14 protein-coding genes, 6 tRNA genes and 1 riboswitch are annotated in these 19,534 nt (G+C 70.9%); of the genes, 7 read left to right on the top strand and 13 right to left on the bottom strand.

What is annotated here, in order from left to right:
- Positions 1–215: 215 nt before the first annotated feature.
- The 3 genes from ACFYXM_RS26410 to ACFYXM_RS26400 all read right to left on the bottom strand — a co-directional run bounded on the left by ACFYXM_RS26410 (position 216) and on the right by ACFYXM_RS26400 (position 3,441).
- Entirely contained in the window at positions 216–1,238 is a 1,023-nt protein-coding gene (locus ACFYXM_RS26410) for a M23 family metallopeptidase (protein WP_389292934.1), read from the bottom strand.
- 197 nt (positions 1,239–1,435) lie between these two features.
- A riboswitch (cyclic di-AMP (ydaO/yuaA leader) is annotated at positions 1,436–1,587 on the bottom strand.
- Positions 1,588–1,964: 377 nt separating this feature from the next.
- Complete coding sequence (locus tag ACFYXM_RS26405; protein ID WP_389292932.1) at positions 1,965–3,140, bottom strand: PP2C family protein-serine/threonine phosphatase; 1,176 nt, start codon at positions 3,138–3,140, stop codon at positions 1,965–1,967.
- A 227-nt stretch (positions 3,141–3,367) separates the two neighbouring features.
- Positions 3,368–3,441, bottom strand: a tRNA-Met gene (locus ACFYXM_RS26400).
- Positions 3,442–3,580: 139 nt separating this feature from the next.
- Here ACFYXM_RS26400 and ACFYXM_RS26395 point away from each other — a divergent pair.
- Entirely contained in the window at positions 3,581–3,979 is a 399-nt protein-coding gene (locus tag ACFYXM_RS26395; RefSeq protein WP_389292910.1) for an SHOCT domain-containing protein, read from the top strand.
- Between the two features lie 159 nt (positions 3,980–4,138).
- Here the strand turns inward: ACFYXM_RS26395 and ACFYXM_RS26390 are convergent.
- Positions 4,139–4,211 (bottom strand) — tRNA-Lys (locus tag ACFYXM_RS26390).
- A 245-nt stretch (positions 4,212–4,456) separates the two neighbouring features.
- Between ACFYXM_RS26390 and ACFYXM_RS26385 the strand changes: the two genes are divergently transcribed.
- Positions 4,457–4,606: a hypothetical protein gene (locus ACFYXM_RS26385; RefSeq protein ID WP_389292908.1), complete on the top strand. Its 150-nt coding sequence runs from the start codon at positions 4,457–4,459 to the stop codon at positions 4,604–4,606.
- A 67-nt stretch (positions 4,607–4,673) separates the two neighbouring features.
- On the opposite strand, the gene ACFYXM_RS26380 is transcribed toward ACFYXM_RS26385, so the two are convergent.
- The 4 genes from ACFYXM_RS26380 to ACFYXM_RS26365 all read right to left on the bottom strand — a co-directional run bounded on the left by ACFYXM_RS26380 (position 4,674) and on the right by ACFYXM_RS26365 (position 9,351).
- Positions 4,674–4,940: a hypothetical protein gene (locus tag ACFYXM_RS26380; RefSeq protein ID WP_389292906.1), complete on the bottom strand. Its 267-nt coding sequence runs from the start codon at positions 4,938–4,940 to the stop codon at positions 4,674–4,676.
- Between the two features lie 138 nt (positions 4,941–5,078).
- Positions 5,079–7,292 (bottom strand): DEAD/DEAH box helicase, encoded by a 2,214-nt coding sequence (locus ACFYXM_RS26375; RefSeq protein WP_389292904.1) that lies wholly within the window; start codon positions 7,290–7,292, stop codon positions 5,079–5,081.
- A 625-nt stretch (positions 7,293–7,917) separates the two neighbouring features.
- Positions 7,918–8,517 (bottom strand): hypothetical protein, encoded by a 600-nt coding sequence (locus ACFYXM_RS26370; RefSeq protein ID WP_389292902.1) that lies wholly within the window; start codon positions 8,515–8,517, stop codon positions 7,918–7,920.
- 483 nt (positions 8,518–9,000) lie between these two features.
- Complete coding sequence (locus ACFYXM_RS26365; RefSeq protein ID WP_351517974.1) at positions 9,001–9,351, bottom strand: metallopeptidase family protein; 351 nt, start codon at positions 9,349–9,351, stop codon at positions 9,001–9,003.
- A 313-nt stretch (positions 9,352–9,664) separates the two neighbouring features.
- Here ACFYXM_RS26365 and ACFYXM_RS26360 point away from each other — a divergent pair.
- From ACFYXM_RS26360 to ACFYXM_RS26350, 3 genes are all read left to right on the top strand, one after another.
- Positions 9,665–9,737: transfer RNA gene (locus ACFYXM_RS26360), tRNA-Glu, on the top strand.
- A 38-nt stretch (positions 9,738–9,775) separates the two neighbouring features.
- Positions 9,776–9,850, top strand: a tRNA-Asp gene (locus ACFYXM_RS26355).
- A 22-nt stretch (positions 9,851–9,872) separates the two neighbouring features.
- Positions 9,873–9,946, top strand: a tRNA-Phe gene (locus tag ACFYXM_RS26350).
- Positions 9,947–9,987: 41 nt separating this feature from the next.
- Here ACFYXM_RS26350 and ACFYXM_RS26345 read toward each other — a convergent pair.
- From ACFYXM_RS26345 to ACFYXM_RS26335, 3 genes are read right to left on the bottom strand one after another with little or no spacing between them, the layout of a single operon-like run.
- Complete coding sequence (locus tag ACFYXM_RS26345) at positions 9,988–10,899, bottom strand: cytochrome c biogenesis CcdA family protein (protein ID WP_389292900.1); 912 nt, start codon at positions 10,897–10,899, stop codon at positions 9,988–9,990.
- Positions 10,896–11,741, bottom strand: coding sequence for a DsbA family protein (locus ACFYXM_RS26340; RefSeq protein ID WP_389292898.1), 846 nt, complete (start codon positions 11,739–11,741; stop codon positions 10,896–10,898). The genes ACFYXM_RS26345 and ACFYXM_RS26340 overlap by 4 nt, the downstream gene beginning before the upstream one ends.
- Positions 11,742–11,799: 58 nt before the next feature.
- Complete coding sequence (locus tag ACFYXM_RS26335) at positions 11,800–12,297, bottom strand: hypothetical protein (protein WP_389292896.1); 498 nt, start codon at positions 12,295–12,297, stop codon at positions 11,800–11,802.
- Positions 12,298–12,672: 375 nt separating this feature from the next.
- Here ACFYXM_RS26335 and hrpA point away from each other — a divergent pair, with 375 nt between their 5' ends.
- Together hrpA and ACFYXM_RS26325 are read left to right on the top strand one after the other, a co-directional pair.
- Positions 12,673–16,674 (top strand): ATP-dependent RNA helicase HrpA, encoded by a 4,002-nt coding sequence (gene hrpA, locus ACFYXM_RS26330; protein ID WP_389292895.1) that lies wholly within the window; start codon positions 12,673–12,675, stop codon positions 16,672–16,674.
- Positions 16,675–16,792: 118 nt separating this feature from the next.
- Positions 16,793–16,867, top strand: a tRNA-Asp gene (locus tag ACFYXM_RS26325).
- Between the two features lie 1,045 nt (positions 16,868–17,912).
- Here the strand turns inward: ACFYXM_RS26325 and bldC are convergent.
- Both bldC and ACFYXM_RS26315 read right to left on the bottom strand, forming a co-directional pair.
- The gene (bldC, locus tag ACFYXM_RS26320) at positions 17,913–18,119 is read right to left on the bottom strand and encodes a developmental transcriptional regulator BldC (protein WP_003949541.1); all 207 of its coding nucleotides are present in this window, start codon (positions 18,117–18,119) and stop codon (positions 17,913–17,915) included.
- 525 nt (positions 18,120–18,644) lie between these two features.
- Positions 18,645–19,490, bottom strand: a complete 846-nt coding sequence (locus tag ACFYXM_RS26315) for a hypothetical protein (protein WP_389292894.1) — start codon at positions 19,488–19,490, stop codon at positions 18,645–18,647.
- Between the last annotated feature and the right edge of the window lie 44 nt (positions 19,491–19,534).

Raw genomic sequence — 19,534 nt, 5'->3', positions numbered from 1 at the left:
CGTCGGCCGTCCGGCCGAAGACATGGCCGCCGAGGGCGAGCGGGAACACGGGAACACGAGAACACCTGAGGATCGGAAGAGCCCAGTTCGCGAAGGGAAGTCATGAATCGATCAACGTGTTCGCGCCAGAACGGTGCTCCGTGCATTCGCCGTGCGGCGGACGGCTGATCGGTGTTGTCCGCGCTGTCCGCCCGCGCATCGCCGACGCGGGTGCCTCAGATGTTGAGGCCCTTGCTCCGCAGCCAGCCCATCGGGTCCACGCCCGTGCCGTCGGCGGTGTGGATCTCCAGGTGGAGGTGGGGGCCCGTCACGTTGCCGGTCGCGCCGACCCGGCCGATGGTGTCCCCGGTGGAGACCTTCTGGCCGACCCCGACGCCGATCGAGGACTGGTGGCAGTACCAGATCTCCGTGCCGTCCTCCAGCTCCAGCACCGTGCGGTAGCCGTACGAGCCGGACCAGCCCGCCGACTTGATGGTGCCGCCGTGAACGGCCTTGACGGGGGTGCCCGTCGGCGCCGCGAAGTCGAGGCCGGTGTGGTGACCGGAGGACCACATCGTGCCGGCCTGGCCGTACGTCGAGGTGATCGTGTACGAGGTGGTCGGGACGGCGTAGCTGGCGGCGAGCTTGGCGAGCCGCAGGGCCTCGGCCTTCTTCTTCGCCTCCTCCTCCGCCTTCTTCTTCTCGGCGGCGGCCTTGGCCTCGGCGGCGTCCTGCTGCTTCTTGGCCTCGGCCGCGGCCTTCTCCGCCGCGGCCTTCTCCTGGGCCTCCCTGGCCTCCGCGTCGGCGGCGGCCTGCTGCTGCTCGGCCTGCTGGAGGATGCGGGCGCGCAGCGCCTCGCCCGCGTCGGTCGTGCCCTGCTCGGCCTCGGCGGTGGTGATGCCTGCGGTGGTGAGCGGGGCGGTGACGGGCGCGGCCCCGTCGTCCTCGGACTTGTCGGAGAGGAGGGCGCCCACGCCGGGAAGGGACTTGGCGTCGGGCAGGTTGTCCGCGATGGAGTCGGGAAGGGAGATGGACACCGGCGGCTTGCCCTGCGCGGAGGCCATGCCGCCCGCGCCGACCGCCGCGATGACGCCGACCCCGAGCACCGCGGAACTGCGGGCGAGTCCGTTGCGCTGCTTGGCGACCCGGTGCCTGCCGCGTACGGGGCGGACGGTCTCCTCGGTGGGGTTCCACTCGTCCCAGCCGCGCTCGCCGTCGACACCGAGGCCGGCGCCGGGCAGGGTCGCGGTGGCGGCCATGTCCGGTCCGATTCCGTGGTCCATGCGATCCGCGGTGCCGGGCACCGTGGTCATCCCGGCCGTTCCGTAGTCGGATCCGTAGCCGGGGCCCGCGCCATAACCGGGGCCGAAGTCGGTGCCGAACTCGGAACCGTACGCGGAATCGAGCCGGGCGGGGGCCTCGGGGGCAGGCTTGTTGGACGCCACGGGGGCGCACTCCTTTCCTTCCTTCTCGCCTACCGGGTTAGCTGACGGGTTCGGAGCAGGAAGGTCTCCTACGGACACCGCATCTCTCACGAGACCCGGATGTCCGATTCACCCCAGGGTGGTGGTTCCCCGGTTCCCTTTCGGGATTCGGCGCTCGCGCACGGTGCCGCCTCTGGCGACGGCTGGGACGACCGCGCTGCGTTATCGAACGTTAATAGACACCGGGCCCTGATTCCAAGCCGTTCCCACTGATCGTTCACGTCTTTGGCCTGGACTTTAGTGGACATCTCGGGGCGTATTCAGACGACTTGATCGGGCCTCAGTCAATACCCCGCGACTGATGTTGCGTCAAATGTTATGCGGAGCGGCGCCTTTCGATTACGTACGGTGGCACCCCGGTCCGCTCAGGCGCGCCCGGCGGCCCGGACGAACGTCCGCGGTCTCACGGGCGCACCCGGCCGACCGAACCCCCGGCCCTCTTGCACACGCCAGGCCACCCCCCGGCGCCCTTGTACACGCCCAGACGCCCCGGACCGTCCGTCATGCCGGTTCCGGCCCCACGATCCGGACGGTCCTGCGCCGCTCCGGCTGCCCCTCCGCCGGGCGCACGACCGCGAGCAGGGCCATGTCGTCGGTCGACTCGCCCCCCGTGTGCAGCCGTACGTCGTCGGTCAGCGCGGACAGCAGTTCCTCCGGCCCGGGAAAGATCCGCCCGCGCAGCCGGGCCGCCGGATCGTAGAAGTCCCCCTCGGCGTTCCGCGCCTCGGAGAGGCCGTCGGTGTAGAGGAGCAGTGTCGCCCCCGGCCGCAGATCCCACTCGTCCGTCCGGTCGGGCCACGCGCCCAGGTCCATCCCGAGCGGCAGCGCGGGCATCGAGGGCGCCAGCACGTCCAGCGCCCCGTCCGGGTACAGCAGGATCGGCTCGGGGTGGCCACGGTTGACGATCCGGACCCGGGACAGGCCGGCCGGGATCTCGGCCAGCACGGCGGTGGTGAAGCCCTCGACGACGTCGGGCCCGCCCCGGCGCGCTCTCCTCTCCCGCACCAGCGCCCGCTCCAGCCGACGCGCCACGCCCTCCAGCGAGCGCTCCTGTTCGGCCGCCTCCCGGAACGCCCCGATGACCACGGCGACCGTCTCCACGGCGTCGAGCCCCTTCCCTCGCACGTCACCGACCACCAGCCGCACCCCGTACGGGGTGTCCGTCACCGCGAACAGGTCACCGCCGACGAACTCGTCGGCCTGCGCCGCCTCGTACCGCGCCGCCACATGGAGCCCACCGATCCGGTCGAACGGCTTCGGCAGCACCGCCCGCATGGCCCGCTCCGCGATGACCCGCGCGGAGGCCAGCTGCTCGTTGCTCCGCCGCACGACCCGGTTGATCACCACCGCGAGCACCGTGACGGTCGCCAGCGTGAGCAGCTCGATCAGCGGCACGGCCACCGGCAGTGAGTCGGTGGACAGCCGGAGCGCGGCGACGGCCAGCATCGAGGCGATGCCGGTGCGCACGGTGCTGGACAACGAGAAGAACGGCGCGGCGATCAGCGGCGCCGCCACGAACAACGGAATGGCCGTGAAGACCGGCGGGGTGAACAGATCGAACAGCAGCCCGCCGATGATCATCAGGGTCGGCAGCATGCGCACGAACCGACGGGCACCGGCGCCGCCGGCAGCCCCTCCGGCGTGCCCGCCCCCGGCATGTCCGCCGCGCCGCTTCAGCCGCTTCCACACCTGTGGTCTCCTGCCCGGTACACGCGCGGCTGCGGACGGTACCGCGCCCGCCCCCCAGGCTCACCGGAGCTCAGCCGCGCGGCGACTCCGCATCGCCCGCCAGAGGTACGGGCATGGCACACCTCACACACCACCCACGCGCCTCGCGCCATCCAGCGACGCCACGAAAAAACCCCGGGCCCGGCACGCTGCACGCGCCGGGCCCGGGTCTTCAGTAGCGGGGACAGGATTTGAACCTGCGACCTCTGGGTTATGAGCCCAGCGAGCTACCGAGCTGCTCCACCCCGCGTCGGTGAACACAACTCTACGCCATGTCCGGCGTGCTCGTGACCACCCGGAGACGACGGGCGGGATCGATGAGGCGATGATATGACTGATTTGCCCGTCAATAGACCGATGTGACGGGCAAGCGGCGACCGGGAGCGACCGTGGACAACTACCCCTTGCTCAATCTCTTCTGGACCATGCTGTGGTTCTTCCTCTGGATCATGTGGCTCTTCCTGCTGTTCAAGGTCGTCACGGACATCTTCCGCAGCGACGACCTGAGCGGCTGGGGCAAGGCGGGCTGGCTGGTCGTGGCGCTGGTGCTGCCGTACATCGGCGTGCTGCTGTACGTGATCGTGCGCGGCAGGTCCATGGGCGGACGGGACATCAAGGCGGTGCGGGAACGCGAGGCCGCCTTCAAGGCATACGTACGCGAAGCCGCCGGGGGCGAGCCGAAGCAGGGCAGCCACGTCGAGGACCTGGCGAAACTCGCCGAACTGAGGGACCGGGACGCCCTCACGGACGAGGAGTACCAGCGGGCGAAGACGAAACTCCTGGTCTGAACCGAGGCGCCCACCCCGAACCGGGCCGGCACGGAGTTCTGAAGCCGGGAAGTCCGGAGAACCTGGGAGGAGGCTCGCGGACCGCGAGGCCCGGTGGGCGGGAGGTCCGGAAACGGATTCAGCCCCGACCGGATGCACTCCGAACCGGGGCTGAGAGCGTAGGCCGTGTGGGACTCGAACCCACAACCAACGGATTAAAAGTCCGCTGCTCTGCCAATTGAGCTAACGGCCCTCGCCGAACCACCCCTGAGCATAGCCCGCCGCGGCCCGGCCGCCGATCGGGTATCGGCAGCCGGGCCCCGTCGTGGCGGGATCGACCCTGTCGTGGCGGGATCGAGGGGGTGGGACCGGGGCGGGAAGGGGGCGGGTCAGAAGACGCCCTTGTGCCCCTGCCGGCCCGTGGCGATCTCCGCGCGCGAGCCGAAGGTGCCCCTGCCGTCGGTGGAGTGGAGGGTGAGGGCGCCCGAGGAGTTGAGCGTGACCAGCTCGCCGAGGTCGTGGCCGCCCTGGTCGTGGCGGCCCTGGCGGCCACCGTCGACCGGGATCTACCCGCTGGTGGTGTACGTGCCGCCGCCATCGGTGGCCCTGGCGGTCAGCGTCCAGGTGTGGAGCTCGTTGAACGGTTAGCGGCCCTTGTCCGTCCTGCCGTCCCGACCGCCCTCGACCTCGGCGCCGGGTCCGACCGGGCTGCCCGTCAGGGTCCGCACCGTGCGGTGGAGCCGTCCGGGGCGCCCTGCCAGGCGTAGGCGGACCGTTCACTGCTCGCGGTGCGTTCCACCGTGTTCAGCGTGTCGCCCGCGAAATCGATGCCCCAGCCCCCGTCCGTCGGCACGAGGGCCGGCGCCTCCGCGGCCCTGGCCGCCGGCGTCGTGCCGAGGGCGACCGCGGCCACGACGAGTGCGGCCAGGGCGGCGCTCCCGCGCCCGGCGGACCGTCGCGGACAACTGCGTGCAGAAGCCAAGTCGCCGGATCCTCACAACGGTTGCGCTGGGGAGAGCGAAAAGAAGGGCGGGCCCGCTCGTGAAGAGCGGACCCGCCTTCCGGAGAACTCCGGTCGACGCGGCGGACCTTCAGCGGTCCGCCTCATCGTTCAGCGCGTTCAGCCGTTGCGCTTCCAGCGCGGCTTGTCGTCGCGGCGGCCGAAGGAACCGGCGCCGCGGTGGTCGTCACGTCGGCCGTACGGACGGTCGCCGCCGGACCGGAGGCCGCCCGAGGGACGGTCGTCGCGACGGTCGCGGTTGAACGGGCGGTCGCTGCCGCCCGAGCGGAAGCCGCCGGAGGGGCGGTCGTCGCGACGGTCCCGGCCGAACGACGGGCGGTCGTTGTCGCGGCGGTCGAAAGAAGGACGGTCGTTGTCACGACGCTCGAACGAGCGGCCACCGCGGTCATCGCGGCGGTCGTGGGAACGGTAGCCGCCCGACGGGCGGTCGTCGCGACGGTCGCGGCTGAAGGACGGACGGTCGTTGTCACGGCGGAAACCGCCCGACGAACGGTCGTCACGACGCTGGAAACCACGGTCACCGCCACGGTCGTCACGCCGGTCGTCGCGACGGTCGCGGCCGAAGGACGGACGGTCGTTGTCACGGCGGAAGCCACCCGACGAACGGTCGTCACGACGCTGGAAACCACGGTCACCGCCACGGTCGTCACGCCGGTCGCGGTACCCGCCGCGGTCGCCGCCCCGGTTGTCGCGGCGCTCGAAGTTGCCGCGCTCGTCGCGACGGTCGTCCCGTGCCGTGGGCTGCTCCGGTACGGAGACGGCGGCCTCCACCGCGGCCTCGGCCTCCGCGGCGGCCTCGGCGATCGCGGCCTCGGGGTCCTCGCCCCGCTCGCGCGCGGCCCGCGCCACCAGGCGGTCCGCCTCCTCGCGCAGCTCGCCGGCGCGGCGCTGGACGCGCTCCAGCTGCCTGGTCAGCTCGACGACTTCGCGCTCGGCCTGCTTGGCGGCGTTGGTCGCGGAGTCGGCCTGGACCTCGGTCAGCGAACGGGCACCGGTGATCTCGGCGACCTCCGGGTCGAAGGCGCCCGCGCCGCCCACGATGTGGCGCGAGGCCTCGACGCCCGCGTCCTCCATGAGCCGGAAGATCTGGCGGCGCTGGTGCGGCAGCGCCAGCGAGACGACGACACCGGACTTGCCGGCCCGGGCCGTACGGCCCGAACGGTGCAGGTAGTCCTTGTGGTCACCGGCCGGGTCCACGTTCAGCACCAGGTCGATGCCGTCGACGTGGATGCCGCGGGCGGCGACGTCGGTCGCGACGAGCGCGTTGACGTAACCGTCCTTGAAGTCGGCGAGCACGCGGGTACGGGCGCCCTGCGTCATGCCGCCGTGGAGGGCGTCCGCCTTGACGCCCGCCGCGACGAGCTGCTCGGCGATGCGGTCGGCGCCCAGCTGGGTGCGGACAAAGATGATGGTGCGGCCCTTGCGGGCGGCGATGGCGGAGGTGACCGGCGCCTTGTCCTTCGGCTTCACGACGAGGACGTGGTGCGTCATGGTCGTGACGTTGCCCTGGGCGCTGTCGACCTCGTGGCTCACCGGGTTGTCCAGGTAGCGCTTGACCAGGGTGCCGATCTCGTTCTCCATCGTCGCGGAGAAGAGCATGCGCTGACCGCCGGCCGGGATCTGGTCGAGCAGCTCGGTGACCTCGGGCAGGAAGCCCAGGTCGGACATCTGGTCGGCCTCGTCGAGGACGGCGACCTGGACGTTCTCCAGGGAGCAGGCACCCCGGTTGATGATGTCGCGCAGTCGGCCCGGGGTGGCGACGAGGATGTCGACGCCGCGCTCCAGGGCGTAGATCTGGTTGCCCATCGACGTACCGCCGCAGACGACCTTCATCCGCAGGCCGAGCACATCGCCGTACGGCTGGAGCGCGTCCGCGACCTGCATCGCGAGCTCACGGGTCGGGGTGAGGATGACCGCGCGGGGCTTCTTCTTCTCCGTGTGGCCGTCGGCCAGCGCGGCCAGCGTCGGCAGGCCGAAGGAGAGGGTCTTGCCGGAACCGGTACGGCCGCGGCCCAGGATGTCCTTGCCGGCCAGGGCGTCCGGGATGGTCGCGGCCTGGATCGGGAAGGGCGTGGTCACGCCGTTCTGCGCGAGCTTGCGGACGATGCCCTCGGGCAGGCCCAGGTCGGCGAAGGTGACGGTCGGCCCGGCCTCGTCGGCGGAGTCGTCGTCGGCCCGCTGCGCGCGGGAGTCGGCGGCTTCCTCGACGGACTCGCCGGCACCGACGAACTCCTCGTCACCGACGTTCTCGACGTCCTGGATGTTCTCGACGCTCTCGGGCATGACGGCGCGGTCAGAACTGGAAATTGACATGCGAAATGCGAAACCTTCCGGAGTCTCGGCACGCGCCCGTAACTCCGTGATTCGCAATTTCGACCGCCTCAATGCGGTCCAGCCACGGCAAGGGAGAGTACGCGCCACACGGCGCGCTTCTGTTTCGGCGCCGGGCAATGGGATCAAACGATCTACCACCATACGCACTCACCCCCACATCACGCAAACCGCCCTCTAGCTGCTGTGACCGGGAAGGTTTGCCGGGTGGCTCGCGGCGGCGTCGGGTGTGGTGCGTCGCAAGGCGGAGCATCGTCCGCGTACTGGACGTACGCGGGTGATGCGACAACGCCGCGAGGTGCCGTGCCGGGCGTCGCGAGCCACCCGGCAAACCTTCCCGGTCACAGCACTAGTGCCGCATCAGGCAACGTTTGCCCCGTCGCGACGTCGGGCACGCACTCTCGCTGCACCAGCCGAAAGCCCAAGTACGTCCAGTACAAGGACTTCCGGCCGGCACACCGAGAGCACGCACCCCACGCCGCTCCTTGACGGGCAAACGTTGCCTGCCGCGGCACTAGCCGCCCCCACCGCGCCTCCTCGCTCCCGGCCGCTCACTCCACCGGAACGCCGGCTTCTCCGGGACGTCCGTCCCGCCGGAACGCCCCGGCTACGCCGGTTCCTCCTGGGCCGCAGCCTCCGGCGTCCGCAGCTCCGCCGCCTCGCTCGGCAGGCTCATCGCGTAGGCGCGGAGCTCGACCGCCGAGGAGGCGGACGGCTGCGGCGCCGGCTCCGAGGGCTCCGGTCGGGGCGAGGCAGGCGGCTCGGGGGCGGGGGGCTCGGACGGCGACGGCATGGGCTCGGGCCGCTGCGGCACCTCGGAGCCCGGCTGCGAGGGCTCGGGCTCCGGCTGTCCACCGCCCCGCCCCGGCGCCGGAGCGCCCGGCTCGGCCGGTACGCCCGCCTCCTCGCTCCGCTCCGCACTTGGCCGGGCGCCCGGCGAACCCGAAGGAGCGGCGGAACCGCTCGGCCGCGCGGACTCGGCCGCCTCCCGCTCGGAGTGCGCCTCGGCGCGCCCGCCCCCGGCGCGGGAGCCACCCGTGCCGGACACCGTGTCGCCGTCCGGCTCGGCCGCACTCCCCTTCGAATCGGACGAGGGCTTCGACGACGGCTTGCCCCCGTCGTCGCCGATGCTCATGCAGCCGGTGGACGTGGCGACCGCCACCGCGATGACGGCCGCCCAGCGGGCGGAAGAGGACAACTGACGCACGGGCGGTACCTCCGGAGGTGCGGGAAGAGGCAAGAAGGAGGAAACACGGAAGAAGAAGCGGGACGGGGAGGGAAGAAGGACGAGGAGGAAGGGGAAGGAAGGGAGAAGGAGGCACGGGCGGAGCGGCACGGGCGGAGCCCCGGCCCCGCGCCCAACGTGCCCAACTCCCTTTGCCCCGCCGGGGACACGCCTCTCTCACCCCGCCCACGCGCCTCCCGCACGTCACCCGCACCGCACGCGTGTTTCACCGGCGCCCCGCGCGCGGACTCACCGCCTGCCCGCCGCACCGCGACCACTCGCAACGCGCACCCACCGCACGCAACGCACCCCCGGCCCACCTCGACGCGCACCCGCGCGCTCGTCCGTGCACACCGCGACACCGCGCATACGCCCGCATACGCGACGCGGTGCGCCTCGGCGCGCCCGGCGGACACTCTCCCGGCGGACACTCTCCCGGCGGAGACTCTCCCGGCGGACGCGTGCTCACCCGTAACCGAGCGCGTGCAGCCTCTCGTCGTCGATGCCGAAGTGATGAGCGATCTCGTGGACGACCGTGATCTCGGTCTCCGCGACCACGTCCTCGCGCGACTCGCACATCCGCAGCGTCGGCCCGCGATAGATCGTGATCCGGTCCGGCAGCACTCCCGCGTACCACTCGCCGCGCTCGGTGAGCGGCGTGCCCTCGTACAGTCCGAGCAGTTCCGGATCGGCCGGGTCCGGTTCGTCCTCGACGAACACCGCGACGTTGTCCATCAGCCGCGTCAGCTCCGGCGGGATCCGGTCCAGGGCCTCGGCGACCAGTTCCTCGAACTCCTCGCGCGTCATCTCCAGCACTCCGCCATTCTCCCGGTTCTCCCGTACGGCCGCCCACCGCGCCCCGGACGGACGACGGCACGCGGCGACGGCACGCGGCGGCACGCGGCGGCGGGCGACGGCGGCGGACGACGGGCGAGGTCAGCGGCCGTCCGCCGCCGGACCGCTGCCACACCCATTCGGTTTGGCCGACGCCGAAACGCCGTAGTACAGTCTGCGTCGTGCCCAAGGGCGCCGGTCAGGGCTTGACCGTTCTGAGATCCCGGAGATCATCTACCGAAGATCGAAGAAGAAGTGGAACCCCTTGGGGCGAAGCAGCAGTGCCGGTAGTTAGGCCCTCATCGTCTAGTGGCCCAGGACGCCGCCCTTTCAAGGCGGTAGCACGGGTTCGAATCCCGTTGGGGGCACGCACAACCTTGTGCGACACTTAGTCGCACAACAGCTTGGTCCTGTGGAGCAGTTTGGAGTGCTCGCCACCCTGTCAAGGTGGAGGCCGCGGGTTCAAATCCCGTCAGGACCGCTGCAGCTCCTGTGAGCTGCGTGGCTGGGTAGCTCAGTTGGTACGAGCGATCGCCTGAAAAGCGATAGGTCGCCGGTTCGATCCCGGCCCCAGCCACCTCCCGAAGGCCCCGTCCGATGGACGGGGCCTTCGCTGTGTCACGCCTCTTCGTGGTCGGCCGCGTTCATGCCGCCCGGTCCGGTCTCGCCTCCCCGTCCGGTCTCGTCGGCCGGTCCCTTCTCGTCGGCCGTACGTCGGCCGCGCCAGGCCCGTACCGCCAGGAACAGCAGCACCACCACGACCACGGCCACCAGGACCGACCCGTCCGACACCCGTTCCCCGACGCGCTGGGCCCACTGCTCGACGGCGAACGACTGGTCCACGCCCAGCAGCCCGGGCAGCGCGGTCGTTCCGTCGTACACCAGGAACAGCACGCCGAGACCGATGAAGAAGAGCCCGGACAGCAGCGTCGTGGTGTGCAGTTCGAAACGGCCGAGCCGGAAGGCGCGGCCACGCAGCCAGGCCCGGCGGCCCAGATCGAACCGCTCCCAGAGCAGGGCGAGCAGGAAGAGCGGGACCGCCATGCCGAGGGCGTAGACGGCGAGCAGCAGCCCGCCGTAGACCGGGCTGCCGCTGACCGCCGCCACGGTGAGGACGCTGCCGAGGATCGGTCCCGCGCAGAAACCGGCCAGTCCGTATACGGCGCCCAGCGCGTACACCGAGACGGCGGTGGTCGGACGGATCCGGCCGCTGAGCGCGGCGATCCGGCGCGAGGCGAAGCCCAGGCCGACGATCTGCGCGACGCCGAGCGCGATGATCAGCCATCCGGCGCCGAGGACGAGCGCGTCGCGGTGGCTGTAGAAGAGCCGTCCGGCGTACGAGCCGGCGGCACCGAGCGGGACCAGGGTGGTGGCCAGACCGGCGTAGAAGATGCCGGTGCGGGCCAGCAGCCGCGAGGCGGAGTCGATGGAGTACGCGAAGAAGGCCGGCAGCAGCAGAGCGCTGCACGGACTGACCAGGGCGAGCAGCCCGCCGAGAAAGGCCGCGAAGTAGCCGATGTCGGCCGTCATTCCGTGCCGCTTCCGGTGTCGTCGGTGCCGGTGCTCTGGGGCCGGGGCGCGGAGGCGCGGGCCTTCTCGGCCGCCGCCTCGATGACCTGGACGAAGGTCTCCATCGGCTGGGCCCCGGCGATCGGGCGGCCGTTGACCAGGAACGACGGGGTGGAGGCCGCGCCGATCCGGTAGCCCTGTTCCTGGTCCTTGCTCACCGCCGCGGAAGCGGCCGGGCTGTCCGCGTCGCGCGCGAACCGTTCGAGGTCGGCGACTCCCGCCTGCTGGGCGAGGGCCTTCAGCCGGGCCTTGCCGAACCCCTTCTCCATCGCCCCCTCGGCGTACGCGGCGCGGTGGAACTCCCAGAAGCGGCCCTGCTGCCCGGCGGCCCAGGCGGCGCGGGCGGCGGCCTCGGACCCGGCGCCGAAGATCGGGAAGTTGCGCCACTCGATGCGCAGGGTGCCGTTCTCGACGTACTTCTTCACCAGGGCGGGTTCGGTTTCGCGGGCGAACTTCCCGCAGTAGCTGCACTTGAAGTCGGCGTACTCGATGAGGACGACGGGCGCGTCCACCCGGCCCAGCGCGAGCCGGTCGTCGGCGTCGCGCCGGGCGAGCTTCTCCAGCTCCGAGTAGACCTCGGCGTCCGGGTCCGTGGTGACGTCGGCGACCGACGAGGAGGACTTGGAGTGGTCGGGGGCGGTGGCCCGGTAGGAGACGAAGCCGAGTGCCGCGGCGGCGATCACGACCGCGGCCCCGTAGAGCAGCGGCTTCCTGGACGACGGCGTGCGTGACGACTTGGCCCCGGGCCGGGGGGCGGACTTGGACCCGGGCGTGGGCTTGGAATTCGAATTGGACGTGGACATGCAGAACTCCGTATGGGTGGCGTGGAAGGAGAACGAGGACGGCGAGCGGGGCTGCCGTCTACACCCTCAGTACGGAGAGCTCCACGGGGGTGGGCCCGGCGGCCGCCGGGCCTCTCGGTCGTATCCGGATGCGCGGACCGACCGGCTCCGGGCCGGTGGCGGCGGGCAGGCCCCATTCGGCGAGGCCGGGCGCCTGGTCGGCCCCGGCGCGGGCCCGCCCCGGCACGGCGGGCGCGTCGTCCGCGTTCCTGCTCTTGCCGCATCCGGGGACAGGATCGGGATGCGAATCCGAATCCGGGGCCACGACCACGTCAGTGTCAGTGGCAGTCGGGGTGACAGTGGCAGTCGTGGGCGTGTCCACCGCCTCGGCGTCCGAGGAAGCCCTCGCGTCCGCGGAAGCCCCTGCGTCCGCGACGGTCTCCGCGCCCACGGCCGCCCACGCGACCGGGCGGCCGTCGCCCGCGGCAGTCCTTCCCTGGCCGCAGAACAGCGCCAGTACGACCGCGAGCACCGCCGTCAGGCAGCACCACTGCGCACGGGACACGGACACGGACACGGCGACCGGCCTTTCCGGACGGGGCGACGGGGGCGACGGGGGCGACGGGGAACGACGCGCGACAACAGGTGATCAGCTGCCGAAATGGTACGTGCTGCGGTCCCACGCCCCCGTGCCGTGCCGTACGGCTCCCGCGCCGCCGGGCCATACCGCTCCCGCTCCGCCGGACCGTCCGCTCGCGCCCCCGCCGCCCGGCTCGCACGCCGCCACCCGCGCCCGGCTCGCACGCCGCCACCCGCGCCCGGCTCGCGCGCCGCCGGCCTGCTCCGGCTCGCGCGCCGCCGCGCCACGCCGGTACCGATGCCGACACCGTGACCCGGACCGCACGAAATACGTTCGCCGTTCCTCGGGCCCGAATGAGATCCTGGGGTCCGTATGTCTACTTCCTTCGCCGATCTCCAGTCCCGGCTCGAAGAGCTCTCGCTCCGCGACGCCCACCGGCTCGGCCGCCGTCTCGAAGGGGCGCGCCGCATCCGCAAGCCCGAGGCCCGGCAGGCGGTGCTGGACGAGATCGCCACCGAGGCCGGAAGAGCGGCCGAACGGCTCGTGCTGCGCGCCGGGCGGGTCCCCGCCGTCTCGTACCCGGAACAGCTCCCGGTCAGCCAGAAGAAGGACGAGATCCTGGAGGCGATACGCGATCACCAGGTCGTGATCGTCGCCGGTGAGACGGGCTCCGGCAAGACCACGCAGATCCCGAAGATCTGCATGGAGCTGGGACGCGGCGTCCGGGGCATGATCGGGCACACGCAGCCGCGCCGGATCGCGGCCCGCACGGTCGCCGAGCGCGTCGCCGACGAACTGCGGACCCCGCTGGGCGAGGCGGTCGGCTGGAAGGTCCGTTTCACCGACCAGGTGAACCCCGACGCGACGTTCGTCAAGCTGATGACGGACGGCATCCTGCTCGCCGAGATCCAGACGGACCGCGAGCTGCGCGCGTACGACACGATCATCATCGACGAGGCCCACGAGCGCTCGCTGAACATCGACTTCCTGCTCGGCTACCTGGCCAGGCTGCTGCCCAGGCGTCCGGACCTGAAGGTCGTCATCACCTCGGCGACGATCGACCCCGAGCGGTTCGCGCGCCACTTCGGCGAGGCTCCGGTCATCGAGGTCAGCGGGCGTACGTACCCCGTCGAGGTGCGCTACCGCCCGCTGCTGGAGGAAGCCACCGAAGACTCTGCCGACGCCGACCGGGACCAGATCACCGCGATCTGCGACGCCGTCGACGAGCTCCAGTCCGAGGGCCCCGGCGACATCCTGGTCTTCCTCTCCGGCGAGCGCGAGATCCGCGACACCGCGGACGCCCTGAACAAGCGGAACCTCCGCCACACCGAGGTGCTGCCGCTCTACGCCCGCCTCTCGCACGCCGAGCAGCACCGCGTCTTCCAGCGCCACACCGGCCGGCGGATCGTGCTGGCGACGAACGTCGCCGAGACCTCGCTGACCGTCCCCGGCATCAAGTACGTGATCGACCCGGGCACCGCCCGGATCTCCCGCTACAGCCACCGCACCAAGGTCCAGCGCCTCCCGATCGAGCGGATCTCGCAGGCCAGCGCCAACCAGCGCAAGGGCCGCTGCGGCCGTACGTCGGACGGCATCTGCATCCGCCTGTACTCCGAGGACGACTTCCTCACCCGCCCGGAGTTCACCGATCCCGAGATCCTGCGCACGAACCTCGCCTCCGTCATCCTCCAGATGACCGCGGCCGGTCTCGGCGACATCGAGCGGTTCCCCTTCATCGACCCGCCGGACCACCGCAACATCCGCGACGGCATCCAGCTCCTCCAGGAGCTCGGCGCGCTGGAGCAGGGCGAGAAGCCGGCCCGGGAGGCCCGCGCGGGCGAGCGGGAGGGGCGGCCCGAGGGGAAGAAGGGGCAGCGGCTCACCCCGCTGGGCCGCAAGCTCTCGCAGCTGCCGGTCGACCCCCGTCTGGCGCGCATGGTCATCGAGGCCGAGCGCAACGGCTGCGTCCGCGAGGTCATGGTGATCGCCGCCGCGCTCTCCATCCAGGACCCGCGCGAGCGGCCCGCGGAGAAGCAGACGCAGGCCGATCAGCAGCACGCCCGTTTCAAGGACGAGACCTCCGACTTCCTCGCGTTCCTGAACCTGTGGCGGTACATCCGCGAGCAGCAGAAGGAGCGCGGCTCGTCCAGCTTCCGCCGGATGTGCAAGCAGGAGTACCTGAACTTCCTGCGCATTCGCGAATGGCAGGACATCTACGCGCAGCTGCGCACGGTCGTGAAGCAGATGGGCGTCCAGCCCAACACGGAGGACGCACCCGAGCAGTCGGTGCACGTCTCGCTGCTGGCCGGGCTGCTCTCGCACATCGGGCTCAAGGACACGGAGAAGAACGAGTACCTGGGCGCCCGCAACGCCAAGTTCGCGGTCTTCCCCGGCTCGGCGCTCTTCAAGAAGCAGCCGCGGTTCGTGATGTCGGCCGAGCTGGTCGAGACGTCCCGGCTGTGGGCGCGGGTCAACGCCAAGGTCGAGCCGGAATGGATCGAACCGCTGGCCCAGCACCTGCTGAAGCACACCTACAGCGAGCCGCACTGGGAGAAGGACCAGGCGGCGGTGATGGCGTACGAACGCGTCACGCTGTACGGAGTGCCGATCGTCGCGCAGCGCAAGATCAATTTCGGCCGGATCGACGCCGAGACCTCCCGCGATCTCTTCATCCGCCACGCCCTGGTCGAGGGCGACTGGCGGACGCACCACCAGTTCTTCCACGACAACCGCAAGCTGCTCGGCGAGGTCGAGGAGCTGGAGCACCGCGCCCGCCGCCGCGACATCCTCGTGGACGACGAGACGCTCTTCGACTTCTACGACCAGCGCATCCCCGAGCACGTGGTCTCCGGGGCGCACTTCGACTCCTGGTGGAAGCACAAGCGCCGCGACGAGCCGGACGCGCTGGACTTCGAGCGCTCGATGCTCATCAACGAGAAGGCCGGGGCCGTCACCAAGGACGACTACCCGGACTCCTGGCGGCAGGGGAAGCTCAAGTTCCGGGTGACGTACCAGTTCGAGCCCGGTGCCGACGCCGACGGCGTGACCGTCCACATCCCGCTCCAGGTGCTCAACCAGGTCACCGCCGAGGGCTTCGACTGGCAGATCCCGGGCCTGCGTGAGGAAGTGGTCACGGAGCTGATCCGCTCGCTGCCCAAGCCGATACGCCGGCACTACGTCCCCGCGCCGAACTACGCGGAGAAGTTCCTGGACCGGGCCGTTCCGTCCGCCTCCGGCAGCCCGATGTCACAGCAGGAGCCGCTGACGGTCACGCTCGCGCGCGAGCTCCAGCTGATGGTCGGCGTCCCGGTCACGGCGGACGACTTCGACCTGAGCCGCGTCCCGGACCACCTGAAGATCACGTTCCGGATCGTCGACGAGCGGCGCCGCAAGGTGGCCGAGGACAAGGACCTGGAGGCGCTGAGGCTCCGGCTGCGCCCCAAGGCCCGTCAGGCGCTCTCCAAGGCCGCGGCGGCCACCGCGGGCCCCTCGGGCGAGTCCGTCGAGCGTTCGGGCCTCACGGACTGGACGATCGGCACGCTGAACCGGGTCTTCGAGACCCGGAGGGCCGGCCAGCCGGTCAAGGCGTACCCGGCCCTGGTGGACCAGGGCGGGACCGTGGCCGTGCGTCTCTTCGACACCGAGGCCGAGCAGCAGCGCGCGATGTGGCTCGGCACCCGCAGGCTGATCATGCTGAACGTGCCGGTGAACCCGGCGAAGTTCGCCTCGGACAGGCTCTCGAACCAGCAGAAGCTGGCGCTGTCCGCCAATCCGCACGGTTCCGTGCAGGCCCTGTTCGAGGACTGCGCGACGGCCGCCGCCGACCGGCTGATCGGCGCGCACGGCGGCCCCGCCTGGGACGAGGAGTCGTACCGCAAGCTGTACGACAAGGTGCGCACCGACCTCGTCGCGCTGACCGAGCACACGGTCAAGCAGGTGCAGCAGGTGCTGGCCGCCTGGCAGGCGTGCGAACGGCGGCTGAAGGCCACGAACAGCCTGGTCCTCGCCGCCAATGTCGCCGACGTGCGCAAGCAGCTCGCGGAGCTCGTGCCCGCGGGCTTCGTCACCGCGACCGGGCTGCGCAGGCTGCCCGACCTGATGCGTTACCTGGTCGCCGCCGACCGCCGGCTCCAGCAGATGCCGACGGCCGTCCAGCGCGACACCACGCGCATGGAGAAGGTCCACGAGATGCAGGACGAGTACGCCTGGCTGCTCGAACAGCTCCCGCAGGGCAGGCCCGTTCCGCAGGAGGTCCTGGACATCCGCTGGATGATCGAGGAGCTCCGGGTCAGCTACTTCGCGCACGCCCTGGGGACGGCCTACCCCGTCTCCGACAAGCGGATCGTGAAGGCGATCGACGCCTCGGCCCCCTGAGCCGGACCGGAAGACCGGAGCAGCAACGAGGCGATCACCAGGAGTGAAGTCGACCGGACCCTTCGACCTGCTGTACAGTCTGTCTTCGCAGCCAGCCGCAAGGCAGCAGCGAAAACCTGGTCCTGTGGAGCAGTTTGGAGTGCTCGCCACCCTGTCAAGGTGGAGGCCGCGGGTTCAAATCCCGTCAGGACCGCAGTACGAAAGCCCGGATCCCTCGGATCCGGGCTTTCGCGCGTTCCGGCACGGTCGCCACCGGCCACCACCCGGCCGACGGATCCGCCCCACCGCCCCGTCGCCCGCTTTTTCCCGCCCCCACCGCATCGGCCGTGAGCCACTACGCCGACCGGTCACGGCCACAACAACAACCCCGGCCGCGGTCGCAGCAATAGCCGACGCACCGTCAGGACCGCCTGAAGCCCACCACGGGGCCCATGGCGGCCTTTGAGGGCGGGTCGGCAGAATTCCTCCACCCCGCCCTTACGGGGCGTCAGAACGACGATTCCTGGATCCAGGGCGAAAGTCCCCCGACCGAGTGACCAACAGCAGGGCAATCCACGCCCCGAAGGTGGCAGGCTCGAAGTGACGCGACTCATATGGTGTGACGGGAGTCACTAAATGAGTTTTGTGAAGAGGTGACCTTACGCCCTTCCTACAACTGCCGAATTTAATATGTGCAATTGCACCTGTCTGATGGCGGCGACGAAGGAGAGCGGCGGACGCGGCACGAAAGCCGCCGGGAGATGTCACCGAATACCCCCGGCCCCCCGGCCCGACTTCTCCGGAAAGCCCGGCAACAGCCCCGGAATCCCGTACGGAGGCACACGGGCCGATCCGCATTCCCTCCCTGTAGCCAACCGGCCGCCCGGTTTTCAACAGGTCGGAACGGGCCCCTGGCCCCCGGGCGACCTGGCACCAGCACACCGGCCGGCGCCTCAGGACTCACGGGACTCCAGAGCTCCGGGCCCGCGCAGTTCCGAGACCCGGGAACCCCGGGAGCGGCACGGGCAAAACGCGCGACGCCGCCCCGGAGGAGAAGCCCGAAGGGGCCTCCCCCGAGGCGGCGGAGCACAAAAAGAGATCGCGCCGGACCCGGCGGAGTCCAGCGCGATCGAACGACGTACCCGTGTTGCCCAGGTATGGCGCCCGTTGGGGCGGGCACCCGTCATGTGGAGCCATCAGGCGGGTCTGTACGGGCTGGGGGACCCGAACCCGGTTGTGACGCGACGGCAGGGGGCGTGTCAGGCCTCGCTGCGCTGCTGCGGAATACCCGCCAGCAGTGCGCGGACCTCTGCCTCGCGGTAGCGGCGATGTCCACCGAGCGTGCGGATGGACGTGAGCTTCCCCGCCTTCGCCCAGCGGGTAACCGTCTTCGGGTCCACGCGGAACATCGTGGCGACCTCAGCCGGGGTCAGCAGCGGCTCGGCATCAGGGGTGCGAGCGGTCATGAGCGGCCTCCTCGGGAGAACCGAACCAATCTCGGTTCTTTCTTCTAAATTCTGCACCTTGACCCGCGTTGCCCGAAATGGCAGACGCGGGTCGAGTCGGTTATAGGACGAACGGCTTGTCCTCGGCACTACAACTACACCATCCGTCCAGCCACGTCGGCCAAACCGATGGAATTGCCCTCCCAGGTGTTCATCAGCGACGGAAGCCGATGGACCATGCCATAGCGGACAGTCACACCACCGTGACGATCAGTCACAGAGCGATCAGGAGTCACCAGACCCCCCATAGCGTGCAATGCAGAGCAATCCACCCTCAGTTGGGCGGAAGGAGCCCTCCCCGGACCCCTTGTCCTATTTTGACACGAGGGGTAGGGAAGGACGCAAGGGCCCAGTTAGTGCAATCCATCACGCTTGAGAAAAAGGCCCGGTTCAGGACGTAGGTCCCACCAGCCTTTGAGGTATTGTCCCGCCTCTTCATCCCCACGTGTCACACGCCACAAAGGTTCAGACGCGGCAAGGTCGCATTCAGTTCGCGAATTGACGATCTCTTACGGCCCGCCAGCGTTCCGCCAGCCTCCCGTACGCCTCGCTCGCCCGATCGGTGTCACCGGCCCTCAGCGCCTCCACCCCTTCGGCCACGTCGGCGGCCGAGTGGTCCGCGGCGAGCCGTTCCGCCGGCAGGGCATGCACCAGCCCCGCGTAGTCCAGCTCCACCAGCGCCCGCGGATGGAACTCCTCCAGCCAGCGCCCCACCTCCACGAGCCCCTCGGTCAGCGGCCCCTCGTCCACGGTCTCGCGCAGGGTCCGCAGGGCCCTGGCCAGCCGGCGCCGGGCCTGGACCATCGGCGTCCGATAGCGCAGCACCGGCGGCTCGCCGCCCTTGCCCGCCGCCGCGTACTCCCGCTCCTCGTCGGAGAAGAGCACGAACCAGCGCACCGGCACATGCCACAGCGAAGTCAGGATCCAGGGCCTGGCGTCCGGGTTCCGCTCCGCCCACCGTTCGTGGTCCGCGACCGCCTGTCCGCGCACCACCGGCGGCAGCACCGCGTCCAGCACCGGATCCGGGAACAGGTCCGCCAGCTCCCCCAGGGCCAGCCAGCCGCGCAGCCTGGTCCGCCACGGGCAGACGCACACCACGCCGTCCGCCTCGGCGACGAACGCGTCCGCGCTCTCGTGCGCCGGCACCCCGACCGGCGGCGTGGCCACCAAGTCCGCGAGCGAACGGCGCAGTTCGTCCTGGGCCGTGGGGATGCGGGCGCGCCCGGCGTAGCGGGCCCAGTGGCTCCGCTCGGGCTCCGGGAAGGCGGCGAGCGGTTCGTACACCCGGAGGTAGGACGCGTACGGGACGAGCACCGAGGACACCACCGACATGCCGTAGATCGTGTCATGCCCGTACTCCTCCGGGGGGTGATCCT

It is taken from the genome of Streptomyces sp. NPDC002476 (genome assembly GCF_042889785.1).
Lineage (GTDB): Bacteria > Actinomycetota > Actinomycetes > Streptomycetales > Streptomycetaceae > Streptomyces.
The sequence above is the reverse complement of the archived record's forward strand: the minus strand, read 5'-3'. Positions and strand labels throughout refer to the sequence as shown.

Bases quoted from the DNA above. Each gene is read 5' to 3' on its own strand.
- ACFYXM_RS26345 (WP_389292900.1), bottom strand. From the start codon at position 10,899: ATGACGGCCGACATCGGCTACTTCGCGGCCTTTCTCGGCGGGCTGCTC.
- hrpA (WP_389292895.1), top strand. From the start codon at position 12,673: ATGTCTACTTCCTTCGCCGATCTCCAGTCCCGGCTCGAAGAGCTCTCG.
- ACFYXM_RS26375 (WP_389292904.1), bottom strand. From the start codon at position 7,292: ATGTCAATTTCCAGTTCTGACCGCGCCGTCATGCCCGAGAGCGTCGAG.
- ACFYXM_RS26410 (WP_389292934.1), bottom strand. From the start codon at position 1,238: ATGGCCGCCACCGCGACCCTGCCCGGCGCCGGCCTCGGTGTCGACGGC.
- ACFYXM_RS26340 (WP_389292898.1), bottom strand. From the start codon at position 11,741: ATGTCCACGTCCAATTCGAATTCCAAGCCCACGCCCGGGTCCAAGTCC.
- ACFYXM_RS26315 (WP_389292894.1), bottom strand. From the start codon at position 19,490: ATGTCGGTGGTGTCCTCGGTGCTCGTCCCGTACGCGTCCTACCTCCGG.
- bldC (WP_003949541.1), bottom strand. From the start codon at position 18,119: ATGACCGCTCGCACCCCTGATGCCGAGCCGCTGCTGACCCCGGCTGAG.